The sequence below is a fragment of the Amycolatopsis sp. CA-126428 genome (assembly GCF_002904335.1).
GTDB lineage: Bacteria > Actinomycetota > Actinomycetes > Mycobacteriales > Pseudonocardiaceae > Amycolatopsis.
The window spans coordinates 41,562-68,392 of sequence record NZ_PPHF01000001.1; the positions used below are offsets into that span (position 1 = coordinate 41,562).

At 71.0% G+C, this 26,831-nt stretch carries 24 protein-coding genes; 9 read left to right on the forward strand and 15 right to left on the reverse strand.

Features of this window, described 5'->3' with window-relative positions:
* Positions 1-134: 134 nt before the first annotated feature.
* The 3 genes from C2L58_RS00180 (at position 135) to C2L58_RS00190 (ending at position 5,972) form a co-directional block, all read left to right on the forward strand.
* On the forward strand, positions 135-1,346 hold the full coding sequence (locus C2L58_RS00180) for an acetyl-CoA C-acetyltransferase (protein WP_103334747.1): 1,212 nt from the start codon (positions 135-137) through the stop codon (positions 1,344-1,346).
* 8 nt (positions 1,347-1,354) lie between these two features.
* A complete protein-coding gene (locus C2L58_RS00185; RefSeq protein WP_103334749.1) occupies positions 1,355-3,526 on the forward strand; it encodes a 3-hydroxyacyl-CoA dehydrogenase NAD-binding domain-containing protein in 2,172 nt (723 codons plus the stop codon).
* A gap of 112 nt (positions 3,527-3,638) precedes the next feature.
* Positions 3,639-5,972 carry a GH92 family glycosyl hydrolase gene (locus C2L58_RS00190; protein WP_103334750.1) on the forward strand — a complete coding sequence of 778 codons (2,334 nt, stop codon included), beginning with the start codon at positions 3,639-3,641 and terminating at the stop codon, positions 5,970-5,972.
* Here C2L58_RS00190 and C2L58_RS00195 read toward each other — a convergent pair.
* The 3 genes from C2L58_RS00195 to C2L58_RS00205 all read right to left on the reverse strand — a co-directional run bounded on the left by C2L58_RS00195 (position 5,969) and on the right by C2L58_RS00205 (position 9,869).
* Positions 5,969-8,014, reverse strand: a complete 2,046-nt coding sequence (locus C2L58_RS00195) for an MMPL family transporter (protein ID WP_103334752.1) — start codon at positions 8,012-8,014, stop codon at positions 5,969-5,971. The genes C2L58_RS00190 and C2L58_RS00195 overlap by 4 nt on opposite strands.
* A 114-nt stretch (positions 8,015-8,128) precedes the next feature.
* Entirely contained in the window at positions 8,129-8,794 is a 666-nt protein-coding gene (locus C2L58_RS00200; protein WP_103334753.1) for a response regulator, read from the reverse strand.
* Between the two features lie 7 nt (positions 8,795-8,801).
* Positions 8,802-9,869 (reverse strand): sensor histidine kinase, encoded by a 1,068-nt coding sequence (locus tag C2L58_RS00205; RefSeq protein ID WP_103334756.1) that lies wholly within the window; start codon positions 9,867-9,869, stop codon positions 8,802-8,804.
* A gap of 87 nt (positions 9,870-9,956) precedes the next feature.
* On the opposite strand from C2L58_RS00205, the gene C2L58_RS00210 reads away from it, so the two are divergent.
* Together C2L58_RS00210 and C2L58_RS00215 are read left to right on the forward strand one after the other, a co-directional pair.
* Positions 9,957-10,460, forward strand: a complete 504-nt coding sequence (locus C2L58_RS00210) for a DUF3761 domain-containing protein (RefSeq protein ID WP_103334758.1) — start codon at positions 9,957-9,959, stop codon at positions 10,458-10,460.
* Positions 10,461-10,546: 86 nt separating this feature from the next.
* Positions 10,547-11,959 (forward strand): MFS transporter, encoded by a 1,413-nt coding sequence (locus C2L58_RS00215; protein WP_103334760.1) that lies wholly within the window; start codon positions 10,547-10,549, stop codon positions 11,957-11,959.
* Here the strand turns inward: C2L58_RS00215 and C2L58_RS00220 are convergent.
* The 7 genes from C2L58_RS00220 to C2L58_RS00250 all read right to left on the reverse strand — a co-directional run bounded on the left by C2L58_RS00220 (position 11,956) and on the right by C2L58_RS00250 (position 18,361).
* Entirely contained in the window at positions 11,956-12,762 is an 807-nt protein-coding gene (locus tag C2L58_RS00220) for an SAM-dependent methyltransferase (protein WP_103334762.1), read from the reverse strand. The two genes, C2L58_RS00215 and C2L58_RS00220, sit on opposite strands and share 4 nt — an antisense overlap.
* A gap of 41 nt (positions 12,763-12,803) precedes the next feature.
* The gene (locus C2L58_RS00225) at positions 12,804-13,607 is read right to left on the reverse strand and encodes an SAM-dependent methyltransferase (protein WP_103334763.1); all 804 of its coding nucleotides are present in this window, start codon (positions 13,605-13,607) and stop codon (positions 12,804-12,806) included.
* Complete coding sequence (locus tag C2L58_RS00230) at positions 13,607-14,410, reverse strand: SAM-dependent methyltransferase (RefSeq protein WP_103334765.1); 804 nt, start codon at positions 14,408-14,410, stop codon at positions 13,607-13,609. The genes C2L58_RS00225 and C2L58_RS00230 overlap by 1 nt, the downstream gene beginning before the upstream one ends.
* Before the next feature lie 44 nt (positions 14,411-14,454).
* Positions 14,455-16,017, reverse strand: coding sequence for an acetolactate synthase large subunit (locus tag C2L58_RS00235; RefSeq protein ID WP_103334766.1), 1,563 nt, complete (start codon positions 16,015-16,017; stop codon positions 14,455-14,457).
* Positions 16,014-17,399, reverse strand: coding sequence for an FAD-binding oxidoreductase (locus C2L58_RS00240; protein WP_103334768.1), 1,386 nt, complete (start codon positions 17,397-17,399; stop codon positions 16,014-16,016). The genes C2L58_RS00235 and C2L58_RS00240 overlap by 4 nt, the downstream gene beginning before the upstream one ends.
* A gap of 108 nt (positions 17,400-17,507) precedes the next feature.
* On the reverse strand, positions 17,508-17,984 hold the full coding sequence (locus tag C2L58_RS00245) for a roadblock/LC7 domain-containing protein (protein WP_103334769.1): 477 nt from the start codon (positions 17,982-17,984) through the stop codon (positions 17,508-17,510).
* Between the two features lie 5 nt (positions 17,985-17,989).
* The gene (locus C2L58_RS00250; RefSeq protein WP_103334771.1) at positions 17,990-18,361 is read right to left on the reverse strand and encodes a hypothetical protein; all 372 of its coding nucleotides are present in this window, start codon (positions 18,359-18,361) and stop codon (positions 17,990-17,992) included.
* Positions 18,362-18,574: 213 nt separating this feature from the next.
* Here C2L58_RS00250 and C2L58_RS00255 point away from each other — a divergent pair, with 213 nt between their 5' ends.
* A complete protein-coding gene (locus tag C2L58_RS00255) occupies positions 18,575-19,396 on the forward strand; it encodes an aldo/keto reductase (RefSeq protein WP_103334888.1) in 822 nt (273 codons plus the stop codon).
* A gap of 52 nt (positions 19,397-19,448) precedes the next feature.
* On the opposite strand, the gene C2L58_RS00260 is transcribed toward C2L58_RS00255, so the two are convergent.
* On the reverse strand, positions 19,449-19,946 hold the full coding sequence (locus tag C2L58_RS00260; RefSeq protein WP_013229621.1) for a DUF3830 family protein: 498 nt from the start codon (positions 19,944-19,946) through the stop codon (positions 19,449-19,451).
* Positions 19,947-19,948: 2 nt separating this feature from the next.
* Positions 19,949-21,205, reverse strand: a complete 1,257-nt coding sequence (locus tag C2L58_RS00265; RefSeq protein WP_103334773.1) for an aspartate aminotransferase family protein — start codon at positions 21,203-21,205, stop codon at positions 19,949-19,951.
* 91 nt (positions 21,206-21,296) lie between these two features.
* Here C2L58_RS00265 and C2L58_RS00270 point away from each other — a divergent pair, with 91 nt between their 5' ends.
* The 3 genes from C2L58_RS00270 to C2L58_RS00280 all read left to right on the forward strand — a co-directional run bounded on the left by C2L58_RS00270 (position 21,297) and on the right by C2L58_RS00280 (position 24,341).
* The gene (locus C2L58_RS00270; protein ID WP_103334774.1) at positions 21,297-22,760 is read left to right on the forward strand and encodes an NAD-dependent succinate-semialdehyde dehydrogenase; all 1,464 of its coding nucleotides are present in this window, start codon (positions 21,297-21,299) and stop codon (positions 22,758-22,760) included.
* Positions 22,757-23,815 (forward strand): tartrate dehydrogenase, encoded by a 1,059-nt coding sequence (locus tag C2L58_RS00275; protein WP_103334776.1) that lies wholly within the window; start codon positions 22,757-22,759, stop codon positions 23,813-23,815. Before C2L58_RS00270 ends, C2L58_RS00275 begins: the two co-directional genes overlap by 4 nt.
* A 61-nt stretch (positions 23,816-23,876) precedes the next feature.
* Positions 23,877-24,341 carry a DUF4262 domain-containing protein gene (locus tag C2L58_RS00280; protein WP_103334777.1) on the forward strand — a complete coding sequence of 155 codons (465 nt, stop codon included), beginning with the start codon at positions 23,877-23,879 and terminating at the stop codon, positions 24,339-24,341.
* Between the two features lie 193 nt (positions 24,342-24,534).
* Here C2L58_RS00280 and C2L58_RS00285 read toward each other — a convergent pair whose 3' ends face one another.
* From C2L58_RS00285 to C2L58_RS00295, 3 genes are read right to left on the reverse strand one after another with little or no spacing between them, the layout of a single operon-like run.
* Positions 24,535-25,254, reverse strand: a complete 720-nt coding sequence (locus C2L58_RS00285) for a GntR family transcriptional regulator (protein WP_103334778.1) — start codon at positions 25,252-25,254, stop codon at positions 24,535-24,537.
* 1 nt (position 25,255) lies between these two features.
* Positions 25,256-26,002, reverse strand: coding sequence for a maleate cis-trans isomerase family protein (locus tag C2L58_RS00290; RefSeq protein WP_103334779.1), 747 nt, complete (start codon positions 26,000-26,002; stop codon positions 25,256-25,258).
* A 60-nt stretch (positions 26,003-26,062) separates the two neighbouring features.
* Positions 26,063-26,803: a maleate cis-trans isomerase family protein gene (locus tag C2L58_RS00295; RefSeq protein ID WP_103334780.1), complete on the reverse strand. Its 741-nt coding sequence runs from the start codon at positions 26,801-26,803 to the stop codon at positions 26,063-26,065.
* Between the last annotated feature and the right edge of the window lie 28 nt (positions 26,804-26,831).

Consider the following 26,831-nt stretch of genomic DNA (forward strand, 5'->3'; position numbering starts at 1 on the left):
CACACCTGCAAGCCATTGACACCATGGGGTTATCCGGAGATATGTTAATGGGCATTAGCCCTACTGGCCGGTATACTCGGCTGCGACACGGCTTAGGCACAACGACGTCCGACACGCTCGCGAGGAGATGTTCTGTGAGTAGCGAGGCCTACATCTACGAGGCGATCCGCACGCCTCGCGGCAAGAACAAGGGCGGTGCCCTGCACGGCACCAAGCCGGTCGACCTGGTGGTCGGCCTGATCAACGAACTCAAGGTCCGCCACCCGAACCTCGACCCCGCCGTGATCGACGACGTCGTACTGGGCGTCGTCTCGCCGGTCGGCGAGCAGGGCGCGGTCATCGCGCGCACCGCCGCGCTGAACGCCGGCCTGCCCGAGACCGTCGCCGGCGTGCAGCTCAACCGCTTCTGCGCCTCCGGCCTGGAGGCCACGAACACCGCCGCGCAGAAGGTCCGCTCCGGCTGGGACAACCTGGTCATCGCCGGCGGCGTCGAGTCGATGTCGCGCGTGCCGATGGGCTCCGACGGCGGCGCGCTGTTCATGGACCCGGCCACCGCCTACGACAACTACATCGTCCCGCAGGGCACCGGCGCCGACCTGATCGCGACCATCGAGGGCTTCTCGCGCGAGGACGTCGACCGCTGGGCCGTCCGCTCGCAGGACCGCGCCGAGGCGGCCTGGTCCGGTGGCTACTTCGCCAAGTCCGTCGTGCCGGTCAAGGACATCAACGGCGTGACCGTGCTGGACCACGACGAGCACCGCCGTCCCGGGTCCACCGTCGAGAGCCTCGGCAAGCTCAAGCCCGCCTTCGCCGGTATCGGCGAGCTGGGCGGCTTCGACGCCGTGGCGCTGCAGAAGTACCACTCGGTCGAGAAGATCGACCACGTCCACACCGGCGGCAACTCCTCCGGCATCGTCGACGGCGCCGCGCTGGTGCTGGTCGGCTCCGAGCAGATCGGCAAGACCTTCGGGCTGACGCCGCGCGCCCGGATCGTGGCGACCGCGTCGATCGGCTCCGAGCCGACGATCATGCTCACCGGCCCCACGCCGGCCACCGAAAAGGTCCTGAAGACGGCGGGCCTCAAGCCCGAGGACATCGACCTGTGGGAGCTCAACGAGGCGTTCGCGTCCGTCGTGCTCAAGTGGATCAAGGACCTGCACCTCGACGAGGAGAAGGTCAACGTCAACGGCGGCGCGATCGCCATGGGTCACCCGCTCGGCGCCACCGGCGCGATGCTGGTCGGCACCGTGGTCGACGAGCTCGAACGCCGCCAGGCGCGCCGCGCCCTGGTGACCCTGTGCATCGGCGGCGGCATGGGCGTCGCGACCATCATCGAGCGGGTGTGAGGACCACAATGGCCGAGAGCAAGACCATCCGCTGGGAGCAGGATTCCGACGGCATCGTCACCCTGACCCTGGACGACCCGAACCAGTCGGCGAACACGATGAACGCCGCCTTCCGCGAGTCGCTCGGCGTGACCGTCGACCGCCTCGAGGCGGAGAAGGACTCGATCACCGGCGTGGTGATCACGTCCGCCAAGAAGACCTTCTTCGCCGGCGGCGACCTGAACGACCTCATCCAGGCCAAGCCCGAGCACGCGGCCGAGCTGACCGAGGGCAGCTCCCTGATGAAGGGGCAGATGCGCCGCATCGAGCAGCTCGGCAAGCCGGTCGTCGCGGCGATCAACGGCGCCGCGCTCGGCGGTGGCCTGGAGATCGCGCTGGCGACGCACCACCGCATCGCCGCCGACGTCAAGGGCAGCCAGATCGGCCTGCCCGAGGTGACGCTGGGCCTGCTGCCCGGCGGCGGTGGCGTGACCCGCACCGTGCGGCTGCTCGGCATCCAGAGCGCGCTGCTGAACGTCCTGCTGCAGGGCCAGCGGCACCGCCCGGCCAAGGCGCTCGAGCTCGGCCTCGTGCACGAGCTCGTCGGCTCGGTCGAGGAGCTCGTCCCCGCCGCGAAGGCGTGGATCAAGGCGAACCCCGAGGGCGGCGTCCAGCCGTGGGACGTCAAGGGCTACAAGATCCCCGGCGGCACCCCCTCGAACCCGAGCTTCGCGGCCAACCTGCCGGCGTTCCCGGCGAACCTGCGCAAGCAGATCAAGGGCGCGAACATGCCGGCGCCGCGGGCGATCCTGGCCGCCGCGATCGAGGGCGCGCAGGTCGACTTCGACACCGCGCTCCAGATCGAGACGCGCTACTTCATCCACCTCGCCACCGGCCAGGTCTCGAAGAACATGACGAAGGCGTTCTTCTTCGACCTGCAGACCATCAACTCCGGCGGCTCGCGCCCGGACGGCTTCGAGAAGTACACGGCCAAGAAGGTCGGCGTGCTCGGCGCCGGGATGATGGGTGCGGCGATCGCGTACGTGTCCGCGAAGGCGGGCATCGACGTCGTCCTCAAGGACGTCTCGCAGGAGGCGGCCGAGAAGGGCAAGGGCTACGCGGTCAAGCTCGAGGAGAAGGCCCTCTCGCGCGGCAAGACCACGCAGGAGAAGTCGGACGCGCTGCTGGCGAAGATCAAGCCGACCGGTGACCCGGCCGACTTCGCGGGCGTCGACTTCGTCATCGAGGCCGTGTTCGAGAGCGTCGAGCTGAAGCACAAGGTGTTCGGCGAGATCGAAAGCGTCGTCAACGCCGACGCGGTGCTGGGTTCCAACACCTCGACGCTGCCGATCACCACCCTCGCCGAGGGCGTGCAGCGGACCGAGGACTTCATCGGGATCCACTTCTTCTCGCCGGTGGACAAGATGCCGCTGGTCGAGATCATCTGCGGCGAGAAGACGTCCCCGGCGACGCTGGCGAAGGTCTTCGACTACACGCTGCAGATCAAGAAGACCCCGATCGTCGTCAACGACAGCCGCGGCTTCTTCACCTCGCGCGTGATCGGCACGTTCATCAACGAGGCCGTCGCCGCGCTGGGCGAGGGCGTCGAGCCGGCGTCGATCGAGCAGGCCGGCGCGCAGGCGGGCTACCCGGCGCCGCCGCTGCAGCTGATGGACGAGCTGACGCTGACCCTGCCGCGCAAGATCCGCAAGGAGACCCGCGAGGCGATCGAGGCGGCCGGTGGCACGTGGAAGGCGCACGCGTCCGAGGCCGTGATCGACCGGATGGTCGAGGAGTTCGACCGCAAGGGCCGGTCGACGGGCGCGGGCTTCTACTCGTATGGAGAAGACGGCAAGCGGACCGGTCTGTGGCCGGGCCTGCGCGACGCGTTCAAGTCCGGCTCGGCCGAGGTGCCGTTCGAGGACCTCAAGGAGCGGATGCTCTTCGCCGAGGCGCTCGAGACGGTGAAGTGCTTCGACGAAGGCGTGCTGACGTCGGTGGCGGACGCCAACATCGGCTCGATCTTCGGCATCGGATTCCCGGCTTGGACCGGTGGTGTCATCCAGTACATCAACCAGTACGAGGGTGGCCTGCAGGGGTTCGTGGACCGTGCGCGGGAGTTGGCCGCCCGGTACGGCGACCACTTCGAGCCGCCGGCTTCGCTCGTTGAGAAGGCCGCCAAGGGCGAGATCTACGAATAAGCAGTGACGCTGAAGGCCGCCACCGGGACTCCGGTGGCGGCCTTCGACGTGTCCGCCAGGTTGTCCGCTTCCGTTCGCCCATCGGCCACCGAACGCGGGTTAATCTCCGCCCATGCGCCGTTCCCTCACGGTGGCGCTCGCCGCCGCCTTGCTCGCCTCGTCGCTGACAACGATGTCAGCCGCCGCCGGCTTGAGCCCTGCCGACTTCGTCGATCCGCTCGTCGGCTCCGCCGGGGACGGCAACACCCATCCCGGTGCCACCGCGCCCTTCGGCATGCTCGCCTGGAGCCCCACCAGCACCCGCGGGGACCAGACGTCCACCGGTGCCGCCAACGGCTACCAGTACGACGTCACCCGGCTTCGCGGCTTCAGCCTCACCCACGTCAACGGCGCCGGCTGCAACCCCGGCGCCGCCGGGGACGTGCCGATCCTGCCGTTCGCCGGTGACGTCACCTCGTCGCCGACCGCCGACACCGCCGACGCCGTCTACGCGAGCAACTTCAGCCACGCCGACGAAGCCGCGACGCCCGGCCGCTACCGGCTCGGCCTGCAGAACGGCGTCACCACGGACACGGCCGCGACCGAACGCACCGCGATCACCTCCCTGCGGTACCCCGCGGGCAAGCCCGCGAGCCTGCTCTTCCGGACGTCGAACTCGCTCAACGGCAGCGAAGACGCCGAGACCCACATCGACGCGCAGCACGAAAAGGTCACCGGGTCCGTGCTCACCGGCGCCTTCTGCGGGCGGCGCGCGAACGGCGGCGTCAACAACCGCAAGTCCTACTACCGCCTGTACTTCACCGCGCAGTTCGACCAGCCCCTCACCGGCACCGGGACGTGGAAGGACGCGACGCTCCAGCCCGGCGGCACCGATCAGACCGGCGGCGAGGGCTACGCCACCGGCAAGGACCGCGCCGGACGCGGCTCCGGCGGCTACGTCACCTTCGCGCCCGGCAGCCAGGTCACCATGCGGATCGCGATCTCCTACGTCTCCCTCGAAGGCGCGGAACGCAACCTCCAGGCCGAACAGCCGAAGAAGTCCACTGTGGACAGCATCGCCGGCCGGACGAAGAAGGCCTGGAACACCGAGCTCGACCGCGTGCAGGTGACCGGAGGCACCGCCAACCAGCGGATCACTTTCACCACCGCGCTCTACCACAGCCTGCAGCAGCCCAACCTCGTCAGCGACGTCGACGGCCAGTACCTCGGCATGGACCGGCAGCCGCACCGCGTCGAACGGGGGCAGGACGCTCAGTACTCCAACTTCTCCGGCTGGGACCAGTACCGCGCGCAAGTGCAGTTGCTGGCCCTGACCGAGCCGCGCGTCGCGGGGAACTTCGCGCAATCGCTGTACAACTACGCGAAGCAGAACGACGGCGTCTGGGACCGCTGGGTGCACGTCAACGGCGCGACGCACGTGATGACCGGCGACCCGTCGGCGGCGACGATCGCGACCTTCTACGCGATGGGCGTCCGCAACTTCGACTACCGCGGCGCGTTCGACTCGCTCTACCGGCAGGCGACGGTCCCGCGTCCCGAGGGCCTGCAGGACGGCGGCTGCCCCGGGCAGTGCGTCGGCCAGCGGCCCAACCTCGCGCAGTACCTGAGCTCGCACTACGCGCCGAACGACGTCTGCCACTGCTGGGGCGGTGCCGCCGAGACGCTGGAAGACTCCGTCGCCGACTTCGCCCTCGGCCAGTGGGCTCACCAGCTCGGCCGCACGAAGGAGGCCGCCGAACTCGATGCCCGCGGTGGCTACTGGCGCAACGTCTTCAACCCCGACACCGGCTACACGCAGGCCCGCAACGTCGACGGCAGCTGGGTGACGCCGTTCGACCCGGCGAGCGACCGCGGCTTCGCGCAGGGCAGCGCCGCCGCCTACACCTGGATGGTCCCGCAGGACGTGCCGGGCCTGGCCGACGCCATGGGCGGCAAGGCCACCGCGGTCACCCGGCTCGACGGGTTCTTCCACGACGCCAACGGCAACTGGCAGCTCAAGGGCGGCGGCCCGCTCAAGTACGACCCGACGAACGAGCCCGACATCCACGCGCCCTGGCTGTACAACGAGCTCGGACAGCCGTGGAAGACCCAGGAGACCGTCCGGCAGCTGGTGAACTCCGGCTACGGGACCGGCCCGGCCGGGCTGCCCGGCAACGACGACCTCGGCACGATGTCCGCCTGGTACGTCTTCGCCGCGCTCGGCGTCTACCCGCGCACGCCGGGCACCGGCGAGCTGCTGTTGTCGAGCCCGCTGTTCCCGGGTGCCGTGATCCGGCCGGTGGGTGGCGCACCGATCCGGATCACGACGTCGGGGAGCGGGAAGTACGTCCGGGACGTCCGCCGGGACGGCCGGCCGCAGCGCGACTGGAAGGTCGACGCGTCCTTCCTGCACGGCGGGAGCCTGGACTTCCGCCTGTCCGAGACGCCGACGACCTGGGGGAGTTAAGGCTCCAGCGCGAAGTGCGGGAGCCGGCGGTCCAGCCACCGCGGCAGCCACCAGGCCCTGGCCCCGAGCAGCCGCATGATCGCCGGGACGAGCAGGCAGCGGATCACCAGCGCGTCCAGCAGGACCGCGACCGCCAGGCCGAGGCCGAACTGGGCCAGCATCCGGGACGGGTCCAGCAGGAACGCGCCGAACACCAGCACCATGATCGCGCCGGCCGCGGTGATCACGGCGCCCGTCGAGGCGAGGCCTTCGCGGACCGCCAGCCGCGCGTCGCCGGTTCGCCGCCACTCCTCGTGCATCCGGGACACCAGGAACACCTCGTAGTCCATCGACAGGCCGAAGACGATCGCGAAGATCATCACCGGCACGAACGCCTCGATCGGGCCCGGCTGCGCGCCGAACCAGCCGTCGCCGAACACCAGGGTCATGACGCCGAGGGAGGCGCCGATGCTCAGCAGGTTCAGCAGCGCCGCCTTGAGCGGGATCAGGATCGACCGGAACACCACCATGAGCAGCAACGCCGAGAGCCCGACGACGACCAGCACGAACAGCGGCAGCCGATCGGCGACGGCGCCGGCGAAGTCCGTCGCGGCCGCGACCGAGCCGCCGACGAGGTAGTGACCCGGCAGCGTCGGCAGGACGCCGGCGCGCAGCCGCGTCACCAGCTCGGCGGTCGCTTCGTCCTGCGGTGACGTCGTCGGGAAGACCAGGACGGTCTTGCCCATCGGCGGCAGGACCCGGGCGATGCCCGGGGTGTCCGCGAGTTTCCGCTGCAGCGCGACGGTGTCGCCGTCCTCGGTGACGATCGCGAGCGGGCCGGTGAAGCCCGGGCCGAAGCCCTCGGCCAGCAGGTCGTAGGCCTGCCGTGTGGTGGACCCGGCCGGGTCGGTGCTCGCGTCGGCGAACCCGAGGCGCATCCCCGCGGCCGGACTGGACAGTCCGATGAGGACGGTCAAGCCGATCGCGAGCGGCGCCAGCGGACGCCGCTGGACGCCGTCGGCGAGCCGTCGCCAGGCCTTGCCGTGCTCCTTCCGAAGCGCGTGCCGGCGGATGCCGCGTTCGAGCCGCTTGCCGAACAGTGACAGCAGCGCGGGCAGGAGCGTGACGGACGCGAGCATCGTCATCAGGACGGTGAGCGCGACGGCCAGCGCGACCCCGCGCAGCCCGCCGAGCCCCAGCGCGAGGAGCCCGAGCAGGGCGATGATCACGGTCGTCCCGGCGAACAGCACCGAGCGGCCGGCGGTGTCGAGCGCCCGCCGCGCGGCCGCGTCACGGTCGTGGCCGGCGAGGATTTCGGTGCGGTAGCGGGAAAAGATCAACAGGGCGTAGTCGACGCCGACGCCGAACCCGACCAGCATCATCAGCGGCGAGGTGTAGCTCGCGATGTCGACGAAGTGCGAGACGACCGTGATCACGCCCAGCGTGCTGCCGACGGCGAACACCGCGGTGAGCACCGGCAGCCCGGCCGCGAGCAGGGAGCGGAACAGGAACACGAGGATGACCAGAGCGGCGAGCAGGCCGACACCCTCCGCGGGGCCGCCGCTCCCGGAGATCCGCTTGACCGGGTCCCCGGCGAGCGCGACCTCGACCGGCCCGGCCCGCTTCGCGGTGTCGGCGAACTTCACGATGTCGTCGTAGGGGAGGTCGGTCGACGCCGCGTCGAAGGTGACGGTGGCGTAACCGATCCGTCCGTCGGGCGAGAGCGTCGGCTCGGTCACCGACCGCACGTGCGGCAGGGACCGGACTTCGCCGAGCATGGTGGCGATCGGCGCGCGGTTCGCGGCGAGCCCGCCGTCGGCCTTCAGCACGATCTGCGCGCTCGCGCCCGATTGGGCGGTGCGGTCGAGCAGGTCCACGACCTGCTGGGATTCGGTGCCGGGCAACGAGTTGTCGTCGTGGAACGCGCTGCCGGCCAGCTGCGAGGTGAACGTGACGCCGATGAGGATCAGCGCCCAGAGCGCGACGGCGAGCCAGCGGTGGCGCTGCGCCCAGCCGGCCAGCCGCGCCAGGGCGCCGCCGGGGGTACGGGTGATGGTGTCCATGGTGGACAAGGATTCGCGAGCGGGGCCCTACCGCGCGTCGCGCAGCGGAGGACACTTCGCGTCCTCCCGGCGGTGTCCCTTAAGGCCGTTCCCGTACTCCCGGGGGAGTACGGGTCAGGGTGCCAGCCACCGCGGCGTCACCGCGCCGGACTCGTAGGCGAGGACGACCAGCTGCGCGCGGTCGTGCGTGCCGGTCTTGGTCATGATGCGGCTGACGTGCGTCTTCGCCGTCGCCGGGCTGAGGGTGAGCTCGCGCGCGATGTCGTCGTTCGACAGCCCGGCCGCGACCAGGGACAGCACTTCGCGCTCGCGGTAGGTGAGCCGGTCGAGCGCCGGGGACGGCGCCGGGCGGGTGCCGCGCGCGGCGAACTCGGCGATCAGCCGCCGGGTGATCGACGGCGCCAGCAGCGCGTCGCCGCGGGCGACCACGCGCACCGCGTGGATGAGCTCCTCGGGTTCGGTGTCCTTGACCAGGAACCCGCTCGCGCCCGCCCGCAGCGCGCCGTAGACGTCCTCGTCGAGGTCGAACGTCGTGAGGATGACGACCTTGGTGTGCACGCCCGGGTCTTCGAGGAGGTGCCGGGTGGCGGCGAGGCCGTCGAGCACCGGCATCCGGATGTCCATCAGCACGACGTCGGGGTGGTGTTCGTGCGCGGCCTGCAGTGCCTCGCGGCCGTCCGCGGCCTCGGCCACGACCGTGATGCCGTCTTCTCCGTCCAAAATGGACCGGAAGCCGGCGCGGACGAGCCGCTGGTCGTCGACGAGCAGGACCCGGATCATCGGCCCATCATCGCACCGGCAGCCGGGCCCGCACCCGGTAGCCGCCGTCTTCGCGCGGCGCCGCGGTCAGTTCGCCGCCGAGCGCCCGCGCGCGTTCGGTCATCCCGCGGATGCCGTTGCCCGCCGGGGCCGCGCCGCCGCGTCCGTCGTCGTCGACGGCCACGGTCAGCTCGTCGGGGCCGTAGCCGAGCCGGACGACGACGGTCTTCGCGCCGGCGTGCTTGGCGACGTTCGTCAGTGCCTCCTGGACCACCCGGAACGCCGCGTGCTCGACGTCCGGCGGCAGCTCCCGGGCGACGCCGTCGATCTCGGTGCGCACGGTCAGCCCGGACGCGCCGACGGATTCGGCCAGCTCCGCCACCCGCTGGAGGCTCGGCCCGCCGGCCTGGCGGAGCATGCCGAGCGTCGCGCGCAACTCCTGGAGTGCGGTCTTGCTGGCGTCCTTGATCGCCCCGAGCGCTTCCTCGGCCTGTCCGGGGTCACGGCGGTGCAGCGCGGCGCCGGCCTGGACGTTGATCAGCGCGAGGTGGTGGCCGAGGACGTCGTGCAGTTCGCGGGCGATGCGCAGGCGTTCGTCGGTCGCGCGCGCCCGGGCCTCGGCCTCCTTGGTGCGCTCGGCTTCGGCCCGGTAGTGCGCGACGGCGCCGCCGGCGACCAGGGCGACGAACCAGCCGGTCATCAGGAAGAACGCGAAGTTGTCGACGTGCCGCCCGGTCCGCGAACTGATTTCGCCCACGGTGACACCGGCCATCGCGGCGGCGACGAGCAGCGCGGCCCCGCGGATCCGCCCGGCCGCGGCGGCGTTGTAGAGCGCGTAGGCGAAGGCGAGCAGGACGAGACCGTCGGGATCGGTGAGGGGGTAGTAGAGCGCGCAGCAGCCGAGCGCGAACCCGGCGACGCTCAGGGGGTAGCGGCGCCGGAAGAAGAGCGCGGCGCAGCAGAGGACGGTGAGCACCCACCCGAGCGCGGCGTGGTGGGCGGGCTTGGCGCCGTCGTTGAGGACGGCGAAGAGCGAGCCGACGAGCACCGCGACGACCACCGCGAGCTCGGCTGCGTACCGCCGTAGCCAGGACATACGCCGAGTCTAGGCGGCGGGCGTTGTAACAAAGGGTCTTCGCGCCCCGACTACGCGGCATTGTTTCGTGGCACTGAAGGAGTCTCGGTGAACAAGAAGCTGGCGTGGGTTTTCGCCGCGGGTCTGCTGGTCGCGGGCTGTGGCGCCGGCGCGGTGCCGCCGCAGAACACCGGGCACCTGGGCGTGGTGGATGCTCCGGCGTCGACCTCTTCGACGCCCGCGTATTCCGTTCCGGTCACGACCGAGGCGCCGCCCACGACGTCCGAAGCGCCCAGCGTCACCAGCGTGCCGACGACACCGCAGGCCGTCGCGCCGAAGGCGGCCGTCCCGCAGGCGACGGCCCCGAAACCCCCGGCGCCGAAGACGACCACGCAGGCCGCGCCGAAGCCGGTGGCGCCGAAGACCACCGCGCAAGCCGCGCCCGCCGAATGCGGCGCCGACTACTACCGCAACTCGGACGGCAACTGCGTCCACCGGCCCAGCGACAACCCCGCCCGCGCGACGGCCCTGTGCAAGGACGGCACCTACAGCTACAGCCAGCACCGCTCGGGCACCTGCTCCGGCCACGGAGGCGTCCGAACCTGGTTGTGACGAGAACGCCATCCGGGCGGAAATCCCCCAGTGCGTAGGTACAGTGCATGAAGTTGCATGATGCGTACTAAGTACACACTGGGGGTGTGGTGGTGTCCCGTTCCGCGCCGTCCGGTCGCGCGATCGTCGTGGTGCTCGCCTCGTGCGGGCTCGTCGCGTCGTTCATGCAGACGCTGGTCGTGCCGCTGATCCCGGTCTTCCCGCGGCTGCTGCACGTCCCGGCGGCCGACGCGTCCTGGGTGGTCACCGTGACGCTGCTGGCCGCGTCCGTGATCACCCCGGTCAGCGGGCGGCTCGGCGACCTCTACGGCAAACGGCGGATGATCCTCGTCAGCCTCGGGCTGCTCATCGCCGGTTCCGTGGTCTCCGCGACGACCAGCGCGCTCGCGTTCCAGATCCTCGGCCGCGGGCTGCAGGGCTGCGCGATGGGCGTGATCCCGCTCGGCATCAGCATCATGCGCGACGAACTGCCGCCCGAACGCGTCGGCGGTGCCATCTCGCTGATGAGCGCGACGCTCGGGGTCGGCGGGGCCATCGGCCTGCCGGTCGCGGCCGTGGTCGCCGAGAACGCCGACTGGCACGCGCTCTTCTGGACCGCCGCCGGGCTCGGGCTGGCGTGCGCGCTGCTGATCATGACCGTGGTGCCCGAGTCGTCGGTGCGCACGCCCGCGCCGTTCGACTACTTCGGCGCGTTCGGCCTCGCCGCCGGGCTGCTCTGCCTGCTGCTGCCGGTGGTCAAGGGCGGCACGTGGGGCTGGACCAGCGCGCCGACGCTCGGGCTGGCCGCGGCCGCCGTCGTCATCCTGCTCGCCTGGGGCGCCTACCAGCTGCGCCGCCGCGATCCGCTGGTCGACCTGCGGGTGTCCGCCCGCCGCCCGGTGCTGTTCACGAACTTCGCGTCGATCATGGTCGGCTTCGCGTTGTACGCCATGGCGTTGTCGTTCCCGCAGCTGCTGCAGGCGCCGGCGTCGACCGGCTACGGGCTGGGCCAGACGATGGTCGAGTCCGGTCTGACCCTGGCCCCGAACGGCCTGGTGATGATGCTGCTTTCGCCGGTTTCGGCGCGGCTCATCGCCCGGTTCGGCCCGCGCCCGACGCTGATGAGCGGCGCGCTGGTGATCGCCGCCGGGTACGCGTTCGCGATCGTGCTGATGGACAACGCGCTCGAGCTGATCACGGCGTCGGTGATCATCGGCGCCGGCGTCGGCATCGCGTACGCGGCGATGCCCGCGCTGATCATGGGTTCGGTGCCGGTCACCGAAACGGCGTCGGCGAACGGCCTGAACTCCCTGATGCGCTCGGTCGGCACGGCGATCTCCAGCGCGGTGATGGCGGCGATGCTGGCGCAGCTGACGATCAGCGTCGGCGGGCTGCCGGTGCCGTCGCTGGCCGGCTTCCGCGCGACGTTCGCGGTGGCGGCGGGCGCCGCACTCGCGGGTGCGCTGCTCGCGGCGCTGGTCCCGAAGCGGCGGACCGCGCCGGAGCTCGTCGCCGCCTAGTTCTTGCGCGCCACCAGGGCCAGGCCGCCGCACTCCGCGGGGTCGGGCGGCATCTCCGCGGGGTCGTCCGGGCGCCACTCGGGGATGAACACGATGCCCGGGTCGACGATTTCGAAGCCGTCCACCAGGGCCCGGAGCTCGTCGGCCGAGCGCGGGGTCACCGGGTTCGCGCTCTTCTGGTACATCGCGACGGCGCGGGCCGTGTCGTCGCTCTGCTGCTCGTAGGTGGCGGACGACAGCGCGAGGTAGCTGCCAGGCGCGAGCGCGTCGCGGTAGGCGGCGACCAGCCGGGCCGGGTCGCGCTCGTCCGGGATGAAGTGCACGAACAGCGCCATCACCACCATCACCGGCTGGTCCAGGTCCAGCATCATCTCGGTGATGTCGTGTTCGAGGACGTCGTCGGGGAACTCGGCGTCGGCGTGCACCATGGCCGCGTTCTCGTTGTCCTCCAGCACGATCTCGCTGTGCGCCACGGCGACCGGCTCGTTGTCGACGTAGACGACCCGCGCCTTGGGGTCGATGGACTGGGCCACCTCGTGCACGTGCCCCACGGTCGGCATGCCGGAGCCGATGTCGAGGAACTGCCGGATGCCCTGGTCCATCCCGAACCGGATGGCCCGGCGCAGCCACTGCCGGTTGAGCCGCGCCCGCTCACGCGCGTTCGGCTGCGCGGCCAGCACCTGCTCGGCGAACATCCGGTCGACGGCGTAGTTGAGCTGCCCGCCGAGGATGTAGTCGTACACGCGCGCGGCGTTGGGCTTGTCGAGGTCGATGCCCCGCCGCGCGTACTCGTCTTCGCTCATCCGCCGCTCCCCGGAGTCAGGTGTGACGCGAGAATAGCCGCTCAGTTCCTGCGGGCCACCAGGGCCAGCTGGCTGGCCAGCTCCGGGTGCTCGCCGACCTCGGCGGGGTCGTCCGGCCGCCACTCCGGCGTGAACACGATCCCCGGCGGCAGCACCTCGAAGCCCGCCACCAGGGCACGCAACTCCGCCCGCGACCGCGCGAAGACGTCCGTGACGCTCTTCCGGTACAGCTCCGCCGCGCGGCGGACCTCCTCGCCCTGCCCCTCGAACGTGCCCGACGACAACGCCAGGTAACTGCCCGGCACGAGCGCGTCCCGGTAGGCCGCGATCAAGCCCGCCGGGTTCCGCGTGTCCGGGACGAAGTGGATGAACGCCGCCATGATCAGCATCACCGGCTCGGTGAAGTCCAGCAGCCGCACGGTCGTCGGGTGCTCGAGGACGCCGGCCGGGATCTCCGCGTCCGCCTGGACCATCTCCGCGTTGGCGTTGTCCTGCAGCACGATTTCGCTGTGCGCGACGGCGACCGGCTCGTGGTCGACGTACACCACCCGGGACGCCGGGTCGATCGACTGGGCGACCTCGTGCACGTGCCCGACCGTCGGCATGCCCGAGCCGATGTCGAGGAACTGGCGGATCCCCTGCGAAGCGCCGAAGCGGACCGCGCGGCGCAGCCACCGCCGGTTGAGCAGGGCCAGCTCCCTGGCCTCCGGCCGCACCCGGAGGATCCGCTCGGCGAACTCCCGGTCGATCGCGTAGTTGAGCTTGCCGCCGATCAGGTAGTCGTACACACGCGCCGCGTTCGGCTTGTCGACGTCGATGCCGCGGGGCGCGTGGTCGCCGGGCATCATCGCTCCTTGCGGGCCACCAGCGCGAGGCCGCCCGACTGCTCCGGCGGGTCTTCGAGCGGCCCGTCCGGGCGCCACTCGGGCGTGAACACGATCCCCGGCGGCAGGATTTCGAAGCCCTTCACCAGCGCCCGCAGTTCGTCGGGCGAACGCAGCGTCAGGGGCGTGCCGCTCTTCTCGTACAGCGCAACCGAACGCTGGGACTCTTCGCCCTGGCCCTCCCAGGTGCCCGACGACAGCGCGAGGTGGCTGCCCGGCGCGAGGACGTCGCGGTAGGCGGCGATCAGCCCGGCCGGATCCCGCGCGTCCGGGATGAAGTGCACGAACGCCGCCATGATCACCATCACCGGCTCGCCGAAGTCCAGCAGCGCTTCGGTGACCGGGTGGTCCAGCACCTCGTCGGGGCGCTCGGCGTCGGCCTGGACCATGGCGGCGTTCTCGTTGCCCTCCAGCACGATCTCGCTGTGCGCGACCGCGATCGGCTCGTTGTCGACGTAGACCACCCGCGACTGCGGATCGATCGCCTGGACGACCTCGTGCACGTGGCCGACCGTCGGCATGCCCGAGCCGATGTCGAGGAACTGCCGGATCCCCTGCTCGGCGCCGAAGCGCACGGCGCGGCGCAACCACGCCCGGTTGACCAGCGCCATGTGCTGCGCGTTCGGCAGCACACCCAGGATCCGCTCGGCGAACATCCGATCGACGGCGTAGTTCAGCCGGCCGCCGATCATGTAGTCGTACACGCGTGCGGCGTTCGGCCGTTCGAGGTCGATGCCGCGCTTCGCGTGTTCGTCGTCGCTCATCCGCCGCTCCCGGGGTCGAGGGTGTGCCGGGAGAATAGCCGGGGTCAGAGCAGCGGCGGCACCGCCGCATCGATGAGGTGCGGGCCGGGCTCGGCGAAGGCCCGCTGCAGTTGTTCGGCGAGTTCTTCGGCGGTGGTCGCGCGCGACGCGGGCACGCCCATGCCCTCCGCGATCTTCACGAAGTCCATGTCCGGCCGGGAAAGGTCGAGCAGGTCGTTCGCCTTCGGGCCGCCCGAGGCCGCGCCGACGCGCTGCAGCTCCAGCCGCAGGATCGCGTACGCGCGGTTGTTGAGCAGCACCGTCGTGACGTTCAGGTTCTCCCGCGCCTGCGTCCACAGCGCCGAAATCGTGTACAGCGCACTGCCGTCGGACTGCAGGTTCAGCACCGGCCGGTCCGGCGCCGCGACGGCCGCCCCGGTCGCCACCGGCATGCCGTAGCCGATCGCGCCGCCGGTCAGCGTCAGGACGTCGTGGCGCGGCGCCCCGGCCGTCGCCGTCGGCAGCAGCAGGCCGGACGTGTTGGCCTCGTCGGCGATGATCGCGTCGTCCGGCAGCAGCGCCCCGATCACCTCGACCCAGTTCTGCGGGGTCAGCGGCCCGCTGGGCAGCGCCGGCCGGGACGCCTCCGCCAGCACGGGCTCGGTGTCCGCGGCGACCAGCTCGGCGACCTCGGTCAGCGCGCGGGTGACGTCCTGCCCGACCGACGCCAGCGTGTGCACCCGGGCGCCTTCGGGGACCAGATCGCTCGCCTTGCCCGGGTAAGCGAAGAACGACACCGGTGCCTTCGTACCCGCGACGATGACGTGCTTGATCCCGTCGAGCTGGTAGGCGACCTGCTCGGCGAGGTAGCCGAGCCGCTCGATCGACGGCAGCCCGGCGCCGCGCTCCAGGCGCGCCGGGAACGTCTCGACGAACACCTTGGCGCCGGTCGCGGCACCGATGCGGCTCGCCGCCCGCAGGCCTTCTTCGCGGCACGCGCCGCCGCCGATGAGCAGCGCGACCGGCTCGCCGGTGCCGAACACCGCGGCGATGTCCTTGACGGTCGTGGCGTCGACGGCCTGCGGTACGCGCGGCGGGATCGGCGCGCAGGTCTCGCCGCCCTCGCCCCACGACGCGTCGGCGGGCAGGATCAGCGTGGCGACGCGGCCGGGCGCGTCCTGCGCGGCGGCGACCGCGGCGGCGGCGTCCGCCCCGACGTCCTTGGTGTGCTCCGAGCGGCGCACCCAGCCTTCCAGCGAGCCCGCGACGGCCTCGATGTCCGACTCCAGCGGCGCGTCGTACTGCTTGTGGTAGGTCGCGTGGTCGCCGACGACGTTGATGATCGGCGTGTTCGCGCGGCGCGCGTTGTGCAGGTTCGCCAGGCCGTTGCCCAGGCCGGGGCCGAGGTGCAGCAGCGTCGCGGCGGGCTTGTCCGCGATCCGCGCGTACCCGTCGGCCGCACCGGTGACGACGCCTTCGAACAGCGCGAGCACGCCCCGCATTTCCGGGACGGTGTCGAGCGCGGCGACGAAGTGCATCTCCGACGTGCCGGGGTTGGCGAAACACACCTCGACACCGGCGTCGACCAGCGTGCGGATCAGGGATTGGGCGCCGTTCTGTTCACTCATGCCGTTCCTTCGGGGAAGAGAACGCCGGGGTTGAGGATCCCGGCGGGGTCGAAGCTCTGCTTGATCCGGCGCATCAGCTCGATCTTCGCCGGGTCTTCGAGTTCCTGGTGGTAGTGCGCCTTGGTGCGGCCGAGGCCGTGCTCGCCGGAGATCGCGCCGCCGAGTTCCATGGCGTACGCGAAGATGCCGGTGAGCAGCTGCTTCCGCTTGGCGTCGTCCTTGCAGAAGATGCCGAGGTGGACGTTGCCGTCACCGGCGTGCCCGCAGCCCAGCGCGCCGCCACCCGCGGCCATCGCCAGCTCCCGCGCCTTCGCGATGAACTGCGGCATCGCGGTCCGGGGGACCACGACGTCGATCACGTCGTCGGCGCCGACCGCCTTCGCGGTCCAGAAAGCCTTTTCCCGGGCTTCGATGAGCTTGCGGGCGGCGTTGCCTTCGAGGACGTAGACGTCGGTGGCGCCCAGCTCGCCGAGCAGTTCGCCGACGGTTTCGACGTCCTCCTCCAGCCGGCCGGTCTCGCGGTTTTCCAGCGCCACCACGAGGTACGCCTCGCTGGTCTCGCGGATCTCGTCCGGCACGCCCAGTTCGAGCTTCTCGTTGTAGACGATCGCGGCCATCGTCAGGTTGTCGATGTACTCGAGGATGTGCGGCGCGAGCCCGCTGGAAAGGATCTCCGGCACGGCGGCCATCACCTGGCCGAAGTCGCCGAAGGGGGCGAGCACCGTGGCGCCGTGGGCCAGCCGCGGGTACAGCTTGACGGTGATTTCGGTGGCCAGCGCGAGGGTGCCCTCGGAGCCGATGATCAGCTGCGTGAGGTCGTAGCCGGTGGAGATCTTCGACGTCTTGCCGCCGGTCCGGATGATCTCGCCGGTCGGCAGCACGGCCTGCAGGCCGAGCACGTTGTTGCGGGTGACGCCGTACTTGACCGCGCGCATCCCGCCGGCGTTGGTCCCGACGTTCCCGCCGACGCTCGCGCTCAGCTCACCGGGGTAGACGGTGTAGCCGAGCCCGGCTTCGGCGGTCTTGGCGTCGAGTTCGGCGAGCGTCACGCCGGGCTGGACGACGGCGACGTGGTTCCCGGTGTCGACTTCGAGGACGGTGTTCATGCGCTCGAAGGAGATCAGCAGCCCGTCCGCCACCGGCCGGGCCGCCCCGGACAGCCCGCTGCCGGAGCCGCGGGCGGTCACGGGGACGTTGTGCTCCGAAGCGGTCTTCAGCAGCTCCGCGACTTCTTCGGCCGTCGCCGGCTTCGCGACGTACGCGGGCTTCTGCGGCTCCGCCGTCAGCGCTTCGTCGTGCGCGTAGTCCTCCGAGATCGCCTCGCCCGTGAGCAGGTTTCCGTCCCCGACGATCTCGGCCAGGCGTGCCGCCACGTCGCCCATCGGCAGTTTCTCCTCCGCGCAGTCGCTGTGGTTACCGCAGCGTAGTACGTACCGGCGGTACGCCGCCATGAAGGATTTTCACGTTTCTGCGCGGAGGAGATCCGGTGGTCAGTCCGCCGTGGTCAAGGCGTCTTGGAGCAGCGCCAGCGCCTGCCGGGCGACGACGTTGAACAGGCCCATGGTCGTGTCCGGCCGGGCGAAGAGGACCAGCAGGACGGCGCCCTGCACGGGAAAGACGCAGACGTGCCCGAGCGAGCCCTGGAACATCGCTCCCCGTGCCTCGCCCAGGCCGGCCTGGTCGATGAACCGCGCGGCGAGCCCGACCGCGGCGGCCGCCATGGCCGCCACGCTGTCGTCTTCGATCTCCTGCGTGTCGCTGGCCAGCAGCAGGCCGTCGCGGCTCGCCAGCAGGAGCCCGGTGATGTTGGCCCGGTCGACCTTGTCGCGGATCTCCGCCAGCGCCTTGGCCACGGCCGCGGCCTCGGGGTGGGACGGCGGGACCTGCTGTGGCGGCGGGAAAGTGTGGGCTGCGCCTTGCCTGCGCGTCGGCAGGGGGATCGGGGTGCCGGGTACCTCGGCGGGCATCCCCGTCACACGACCAGCTCGGCTTCGATGTTCTTCAGGTAGTGCCGGGCCAGTGCGAGGTTGGCCCGTTCCCGGTCCAGGACGAGGTACAGGAACAGCGCGGAGTCGACCTTGGCCGGCCGCAGCAGGCGGATCAGGTGGTACTGGCGGCCCAGGGTGATGAGGATGTCCTCGATCTCGTCGTTGAGCCGGAGGGCGGCGATCACCCGCAGCTTGGAGCGGACGACCTCGGTGTTGCCCGCGGCCGCGGTGTCCAGGTCCAGCCAGTCGCCGCCACCCAGTGTTCCGAGCGCCATCCCGCTTTCGTAGTCGACCAGGGCGGCTCCCACCGCGCCGGAGATGGAAAGGGCTTCCTTCAACGCCGTTTCGATGTTCATGTGGCTCGTCTTCTCCTTGGTCCCGACGCCGCGACGTGCCGACCCCAGTGGTCAGGTCCGATCACCCTAGGGTCGCTTGATCTGTCCGGATATCCCCGAACGGCGTAATCGGACTGCTCTGTTCGCGCTATCAGGTCACGCAACGTAGAAGCCGTGGATTTAGCTCAGACTAAATCTCTGGTGGGTGACGGCGCTGGCGGCGAAGCTTCCGGCATGACCTCGACGTACACCTTCGAAGACGGCCTTTCCGTGCACCGCTTGGGTTTCGGGGCGATGCGGCTGACCGAGTGGGACCACGTGAAGGACGGCGCCCAGTCCGTCGCGCGCCGCGCGGCCGAGCTCGGCGTGACGTTCTTCGACACCGCCGACGCCTACGACCTGGGCCTGAACGAAGAGCTGCTCGCCGATGCGCTCCACCCCTACCCCGGGCTGCTCATCGCGACGAAGTGCGGCCACGCGCGCCCGAGCCGCGGCGAGTGGGTGCCGCTCGGCCGGCCCGAATACCTCCGCCAGCAGGCGGAACTTTCGTTGCGGCGCCTGCGCGTCGACCGCCTCGACCTGCTGCAGCTGCACCGGCTCGACCCGCAGGTGCCGCTCGCCGACCAGATCGGCGCGCTCGCCCGGCTGCGGGACGAGGGCAAGGTCGCCCGGATCGGGTTGTCCGAGGTCAGCGTCGCGCAGCTGGCCGAAGCGCGAGCCATCGCCCCGATCGCGAGCGTCCAGAACCGCTACAACTTGACCGATCGCGCGTCCGGCGACGTGCTCGGCTATTGCGAACGCGAGGGCATCGCGTTCGTCCCGTGGCTCCCGATCGCCCGCGGTGACCACGCCACGGCGGGCGGGGTGCTCGCCAAGGTCGCGGCCGGCCTCGGCGCGACGCCCGCGCAGGTGTCCCTCGCCTGGCTGCTGCACCGGTCACCGGTCGTGATCCCGATCCCGGGGACGTCGTCGATCCCGCACCTGGAGGAAAACTGCGCCGCCGCGGACGTCACGCTCTCCGACAATGATTTCGCGCAGCTGACCGCGCTGGGCTGACCGCGGCCCGGCCGCGGGGAATCCGCGGCCGGGCCCGTGGTCAGGCGCTGTTTCAGGCGCGCGCGAACGAGAGCGTCTCGCCCTCGACACCGCGGAGCCACAGGTCCTGCGCGGCCGCCGCCATCTCGGCCAGGCCCTCCTCGATCGTGGCGAACACGTTGCCGGGCACCCAGCCCGCGTCGCCGTTGATCAGCAGGTTGTTGCGGCCGTAGAAGATCGCCAGGTCGGTCGCGCCCTGGTCGCTGTGCGCCTCACTGTCCTCGTCGTAGCCGTACGCCGGGTTGCCGATTTCCCAGGCCTCGAAACCGAAGTAGACGACGTCGCCGGGGATCGGCGTGATCGTCGGGTTCTCCCGGCCCGGCTTGGGTTCCGCGAACGGCGGCACCAGCGTGTAGACCTCGTTGCGCGCGTACTTCGCGTGGTAGGCGGAACCGCTCTGCGGCAACGCGTCCCAGACCGCTTTGCAGGTCCGCGGTGCTTCGTCGTCCAGCAGCCGGGCGCGGCAGGAGACGCCGCGCTTGTCGAGGGTGATCGTGATGTACCGGGCCACGCTCAGCTCCCCGTGACCGAGGCGACGACGTCGCCCCAGATCCGCAGCGCGTCGTCGACCTGCTCGGCGGTGACGACCAGCGGCGGCACCATCCGGACGACGTTCATGTACGGCCCGCAGGTGAGCAGCAGCAGACCGCTCTTCGCCGCCGCCTGCTGGGCGGCCTGCGCGGTGGCCGTGTCGGGCTCGCCGTCGGCGGTGCTGAACTCCGAGCCGACCAGCAGCCCGAGCCCGCGCACCTCGCCGATCGACGGCGTCTTGTCCGCGATCACCCGCGCACCTTCGAGCAGCTGGCGGCCGCGCTCGGCGGCGTTCCCGACGAGGTTCTCCTGCTGGATGACCTCGAGCGTCGCGATCGCCGCGGCGCACGAAACCGCGTTGCCACCGTACGTCCCGCCCTGCGACCCCGGGTACGCCTTCGCCATCAACTCCTGCGAAGCGGCGATGCCGGACAAGGGGAAGCCGCTGGCCAGGCCCTTCGCGATGAGGACGACGTCGGGGGAGACGTCGAAGTGGTCGTGGCCCCAGAACTTCCCGGTGCGGCCGAAGCCGGTCTGGATCTCGTCGACGACGAGCAGGATGCCGTGCCGGTCGGCGCGCTCGCGCAGCCCGGCCAGGAACTCGGTGTTCGCCGGGACGTACCCGCCCTCGCCCAGCACGGGTTCGACGAAGAACGCGGCGGTCTCGTTCGGCGCGCAGACGGTCTGGAACAGGTAGTCCAGCTCGCGCAGGGCGAACTTCGTCGCCGTCCGCTCGTCCCAGCCGTAGTGGTAGGCGTACGGGAACGGCGCGACGTGCACCCCGGCCATCAGCGGGCCGATGCCGGCGCTGAACCGCGTCCCGGACGTCGTCATGGACGCGGCGGCGACCGTCCGGCCGTGGAAGCCGCCCTGGAAGACGATGACGTTCGGGCGCTTGGTCGCCTGCCGCGAAAGCCGCAACGCCGCTTCGACGGCTTCACTGCCCGAGTTCGCGTAGAAGAGCGAGTCGAGCCCGCTCGGCAGGACCTCGCCGAGGCGTTCGGTCAGCTCGAGGAGCGGCTTGTGCATGACCGTCGTGTACTGGCCGTGGACGAGCTTGCCGATCTGCTCCTGCGCGGCCCGCACGACGTGGGGGTGGCAGTGCCCGGTGCTCGTGACGCCGATGCCGGCGGTGAAGTCGAGGTGGCGTTTGCCCTCGACGTCGTAGAGGTAAACCCCTTCACCGTGGTCGACCACGACGGGCGTTGCCTGCTTGAGCAGCGGAGAGAGCTGGGCCACAGCGTGCTCCTCGGTCGGTCCGATCTGGTTGTCGATTGTTGACAATATCCATAGCATGGCTTTCGGGACAACACGTGAGGAGCAAGTCGGGATGAGCGCGAGCACCGAGTCCGGCGTCGTCGAGGCGGTCGGCAAGGAACTGTTCATCGGCGGCAAGTGGGTCGCCGCCCAGGACGGCAAGACCTTCCCGGTGGTCGACCCGGCCACCGGCAACGAGCTTTGTCACGTCGCCGACGCCTCGCCGTCGGACGGCGTCGCGGCGCTGGACGCCGCCGTCGCGGCGCAGGCCGATTTCGCGAAGATGGCCCCCCGTGAGCGCGGCGAGATCCTGCGCCGCGCCTTCGAGCTGCTGATGCGGCGCCAGGAGGAACTGGCGCTGCTGATGACCCTGGAGATGGGCAAGCCGATCGCCGAGTCGAAGGGCGAGATCGCCTACGCCGCGGAGTTCTTCCGCTGGTTCGCCGAGGAGGCCGTCCGCATCGACGGCGGCTACGCGACCGCCCCCAACGGCGCCGGCCGGTTCCTGATCACCAAGCAGCCGGTCGGGCCGGCGCTGCTGATCACGCCGTGGAACTTCCCGATGGCGATGGGCACCCGCAAGATCGGCCCGGCGATCGCCGCCGGCTGCACGTCGGTGATCAAGCCCGCCGCCCAGACGCCGCTGTCGATGCTCGCGCTGGCCGGCATCCTCGCCGAGGCGGGCCTGCCCGAGGGCGTGCTCAACGTCGTCACGACCAGCGACTCCGGCGGCGTGATGGAGCCGCTGATCCGCGACGGCCGCGCCCGCAAGCTCTCCTTCACCGGCTCCACCGGGGTCGGCCGCAAGCTCCTGGAACAGTGCGCCGACAAGGTCCTGCGCACGTCGATGGAGCTGGGCGGCAACGCCCCCTTCCTGGTCTTCGAGGACGCGGACATGGACGCCGCCATCGACGGCGCCATGCAGGCGAAGATGCGCAACATCGGCGAGGCCTGCACCGCGGCGAACCGGTTCTACGTGCAGCGCGGCGTCGTCGACGAGTTCGCGCGGCGGCTGACCGAGCGCATGCGGGCGCTGCCGATGGGCCGCGGCACCGAGAAGGACGTCGTGGTCGGCCCGCTGATCGACGAGAAGGCCGTCGAGAAGGTGACCGAACTGGTCAAGGACGCCACCGACCGCGGCGCTCGGATCCTCACCGGCGGGTCCGCCGTCGACGGGCCGGGCCACTTCTACCCGGCCACCGTGCTCGCCGACGTCCCGCAGGAAGCGCGGCTGACGCACGAAGAGATCTTCGGGCCGGTCGCCCCGATCACGGCGTTCGACACCGAGGAAGAGGCCATCGCGAAGGCGAACGACACCGAGTTCGGGCTCGTTTCCTACCTCTTCACCAGCGACCTCAATCGCGCGCTGCGGGTTTCGGAAGCGCTCGAAGCCGGGATGATCGGGCTCAACCAGGGCATCGTGTCGAACCCGGCGGCGCCGTTCGGCGGGATCAAGCAGTCCGGGCTCGGCCGCGAAGGCGGCTCGGTCGGCATCGAGGAGTTCCTGGAGATCAAGTACATCGCGGTGGCCCTGTGAGCGTGTACCGCCTGGCGAGCATCCCCGGCGACGGGATCGGCGTGGACGTCACGGTCGAGGCCCGCAAGGTCCTCGACCGGGCGGCCGCTTTGTTCGATTTTTCGCTGGAGTGGACCGAGTTCGACTGGAGCTGCGAGCGGTACGCGCGGCTCGGGTCGATGATGCCGGACGACGGGGTTTCGCGGCTCTCGGCGTTCGACGGGATCCTGCTCGGCGCGGTCGGCTTCCCCGGCGTCCCGGACCACGTTTCCCTGTGGGGCCTGCTGATCCCGCTGCGGCGGGCGTTCCAGCAGTACGTCAACCTGCGCCCGGTGCGGCTGCTGCCGGGCACGACGTCCGTGCTGGCCGGGCGGAAGGCCGAGGAGCTGGAGCTCGTCATCGTCCGCGAGAACTCCGAAGGGGAGTACTCGGCGATCGGCGGGCGGCACAACGCCGGCCGGCCGGACGAATTCGTGCTGCAGGAGTCGGTTTTCACGCGTGTCGGCGTCACCCGGATCATCCGGTACGCGTTCGAGCTGGCCCGGACGCGGTCTTCCCGCGTCTGCTCGGCGACGAAGTCCAACGGCCTGATCCACTCGATGCCGTTCTGGGACGAGATCTTCGCCGAGGTCGCGGCCGAGTTCCCCGATGTCCACAGTGAACAGATGCACGTGGATGCCCTGGCGGCGCGGATGGTGCAGGCGCCGGACCGGCTCGACATCGTGGTGGCGTCGAACCTCTTCGGCGACATCCTCAGCGACCTCGCCGCCGCGATCACCGGCGGGCTGGGCATGGCACCGTCCGGCAACATCAGCCCATCGGGTGAATTCCCGTCGATGTTCGAGGCGGTCCACGGGAGCGCTCCGGACATCGCGGGGCAAGGGATCGCCAACCCCGTCGCCCAGATCCTGGCGGCCGCGATGCTGGTCGAACACCTGGGCGAAACCGTTGCGGCGCAAGCGATCCGCACCGCGGTGGACCGGGTGCTCGACGAGGGCCGGGTGCGCACGCCCGACCTCGGCGGCACGGATACCACAGAACGGCTCGGCACGGCGGTGGCCGAAGCGCTGGGCTGAGTTTTTGTCGGTGCCCTCCGGCACGGTGGTTCCCGAGCCCACCGAGGGGGAGGAGACACCGATGTGCTTCGAGTGCGAGAACCGGGACAGATCCGGTTACCTGGAGCGGCTTCGCGGCGGCGTGGCCGACCGGGGCTGGCTGGTGCAGGGAGTGGAGGGAGCCGGGCCGTACCCGCCGTGGGCGTACACGATCGGCCTGAGCGGGTACGGCTTGCCGGAGCTGGTCGTGACCGGCCTCCCGCCCCTCGCGGCCGGCGGCCTGCTGAACAACCTGGCCGCCCAAGTCCTGCGCGGCTCACCACCGACGGCGGGCGAACGCATCCCGCTGCCCGACGGCCCTCTGGTCGAGGTCGTCGAGCTCACGGAGCCGTCGGTGCACCTGGTGTTCGCGGCAGCGCTGTACGGCCCGGAAATCCGCGCGCTGCAACTGGTCCACGCGGACGCCCAGGGCCGCTTCCCCTGGTCCCCCGACTACCGCGACGGCCGCGCCGGCCAGCCAGTCCTAGGACCCCGCCATGCCCACTAACCCCACCCCCGAGACCCCCGCCCAGCCACGCGAGATGCCCGCCGAATCACGCGAGCCGTCCGCCCAGGTACGCGAGCCGTCCGTCCAGGTACGCGAGCCGTCCGTCCAGGTACGCGAGCCGACCGCCCAGGTACGCGAGTCGACCCTTCAATCACGCGAGTCGACCCTTCAATCACGCGTGTCGACTGTCCAATCACGCGTTTCCCGGTACCGGCGGAGCTTCCCCGTCCGTCAGGCTCGTGCCCGGCGCAAGCCGCTGCACCGCGTCCTCCATGTGGGCCTCCAGCAGCGCCAGCGCCGTCTCCTCGTCGCCGTCGCGCAGGGCCTGGATGAGCTTCGTGTGCTCGTCCACGCGCTCCTCGACCCGCTGGTACGTGCTCTGCAACGCCGTCAGGCACATCCGCGTCTCGATCAGCAGCGTCCGGGCCATCCGCACGAGCCGCTTGCTGCCGGAGGCGTTGATCAGAGCCTCGTGGAACTTGAGGTCCGCGGTGGAGAGGGCGGTGGGGTCGTCCTCGCTCGCCGCGGTCGCCATCTCGGTGACGGTCTGCTCGAGCACGTCCGCGATCCGGTCGCGGTCGCCGCCGCGCAGGGCGCGCAGCATGGCGGCTCGCTCGATCGCGGACCGGGCGGCGTAGATGTCGTAGACGTCGCCCGGCTCGAGGTCGATCACGAACAGCCCGCGATGCCGTTCACTGCGCAGCAGCCCTTCGGACACCAGGTGCTGCATGGCTTCCCGGAGCGGCCCCCGTGACACCTGGAACCGCGCGGCCAGCTCGCTCTCGCCGAGCTGGGTCCCGGGCGGGAGGGCGCCCGTCATGATCGCGTCACGCAGCTGGCGCGCGATGACGGCGGCCGTCGACTCGCGGCTCACCGGTTCGATCTCGGGCAGCATGCCCGGCGGCAGGGCCATGTCAGGCGCTCCCGTGCGGCAGGTGCCGGAAGAGCGCGCCGAGCGAGCGGACGAGCCGGTGCCGGCCGGTCAGGCGCAGGCCCTCCCAGACCGTGACCTGGTTGGCGGTCAGCACGGGCTTGCCGAGCGCGGCCTCCACCGCGTTGATCTCGGCGAGGGTGCGCATGGCGGTGTCCGGCACGAGCACCGCGTCGGCGTCCGGGTGGTCGTGGCTCACGGCGAGCGCGAGGACGGCTTCCGGGCTCAGCGCGCCGACCTCGGCCGCCGTGACGATGTCCGCGCTGGCCATCGAGACGACCTCGATGCCGCCGGCCTTGAGGAAGTCGACGAACAGCCGGGCGATGTCGTCCGGGTAGCTGGCGGCGACGGCGACCCGCTTGACGTCCAGGGCGCGCGCGGCGTGCACGAACGCGAAGGAGGTGCTGGAGGCCGGGACACCGGCGACGGCGGCGAGGCGGTCGGCCTGGTCGCGGGCGCCCTCCCAGCCGTAGACGAAGCTGCCGCTGGTGCATGCCCAGATGACCGCGTCGGGCTCGTGCTTGGCGAGGAGGGCGGCGCCGTCGGCGAGGCGGGCCTCGCTGCCGAGGTCGAGCAGCTCGGCCACCGCGTGCTTGTCGGTGCCGTAGATGTGCTCGACCGCCAGCCGGATGTCGCCCTCGTCGACGGCCATGCCGCCGAGCAGCTGCTCGGCCAGCGGGTAGTCGTCTTCGGCCGCGTGGTCGGGGTAGATGAAACCGATGGTGGTCACGGAACCTCCGGAGGGGACGCAAATTGTCGACAATCCTAGAGGGAAGGTCAAGGAAAACCGTCACGACACGTCACGGAGCCACCTCCCGGGTCCGACGATGGGGAGGTGCATCCGGCGCAGGCACGCCCACATCGTCAGCTGGTTGGCGGTGAGCACCGGTTTGCCGAGCGCGGCTTCCAGGGGCTCGATCAGGTCATAAGTGGGGAGGTTGGTGCAGCTGACGAAGATCGCTTCGGCGTCGCCGTGGTCGGCGGCGAGGATGCGCTCGGCGATGGTCCGGTAGCTGACCTTCCAGATGCCGCCGCCCAGGCCGAGGTGGTCGCTGGCGACGGTCGCGACGTCCAGCTCGGCGAGGAAGCCGTGCAGGGCGGCGGTCAGGTCGGCGTCGTAGGGGGTGAGCACGGAGACGCGGTGGAGGTCGAGCTGGTGCAGCACTTCGGCCAGCGCGCCCGAGGTGGTGACGGCGTCCGGCGCGCCGGCGTCGCAGATCGCCTTGGTCAGCGAGCGCTCGTAGTCGACGCCGTTGACGAAGCTGCCCGACGTGCAGAGGTAGGCGACGACCTCGGGCTCGACGTGCAGCACGTCGCGGGTCGCGCTGGCCAGGTGGTGGCTGTCGCTGACCAGGCGGGCCATCTCCATGCTGACCGGCACCGGCTCGTACGGCGTGCGGGCGAGGTGGAGGGACACCTCCATCGGCACCCAGCGCCAGAGCTCGCGCTCCAGCGCGAGGTCGAAGGGGGCGATGACGCCGATGCCGCGTTGCGCCAGCGGGCCGTCGAACGCCAGGAAGTCGAAATCCAAGGCTCAGCCTCCGGAATACGTCCGTACT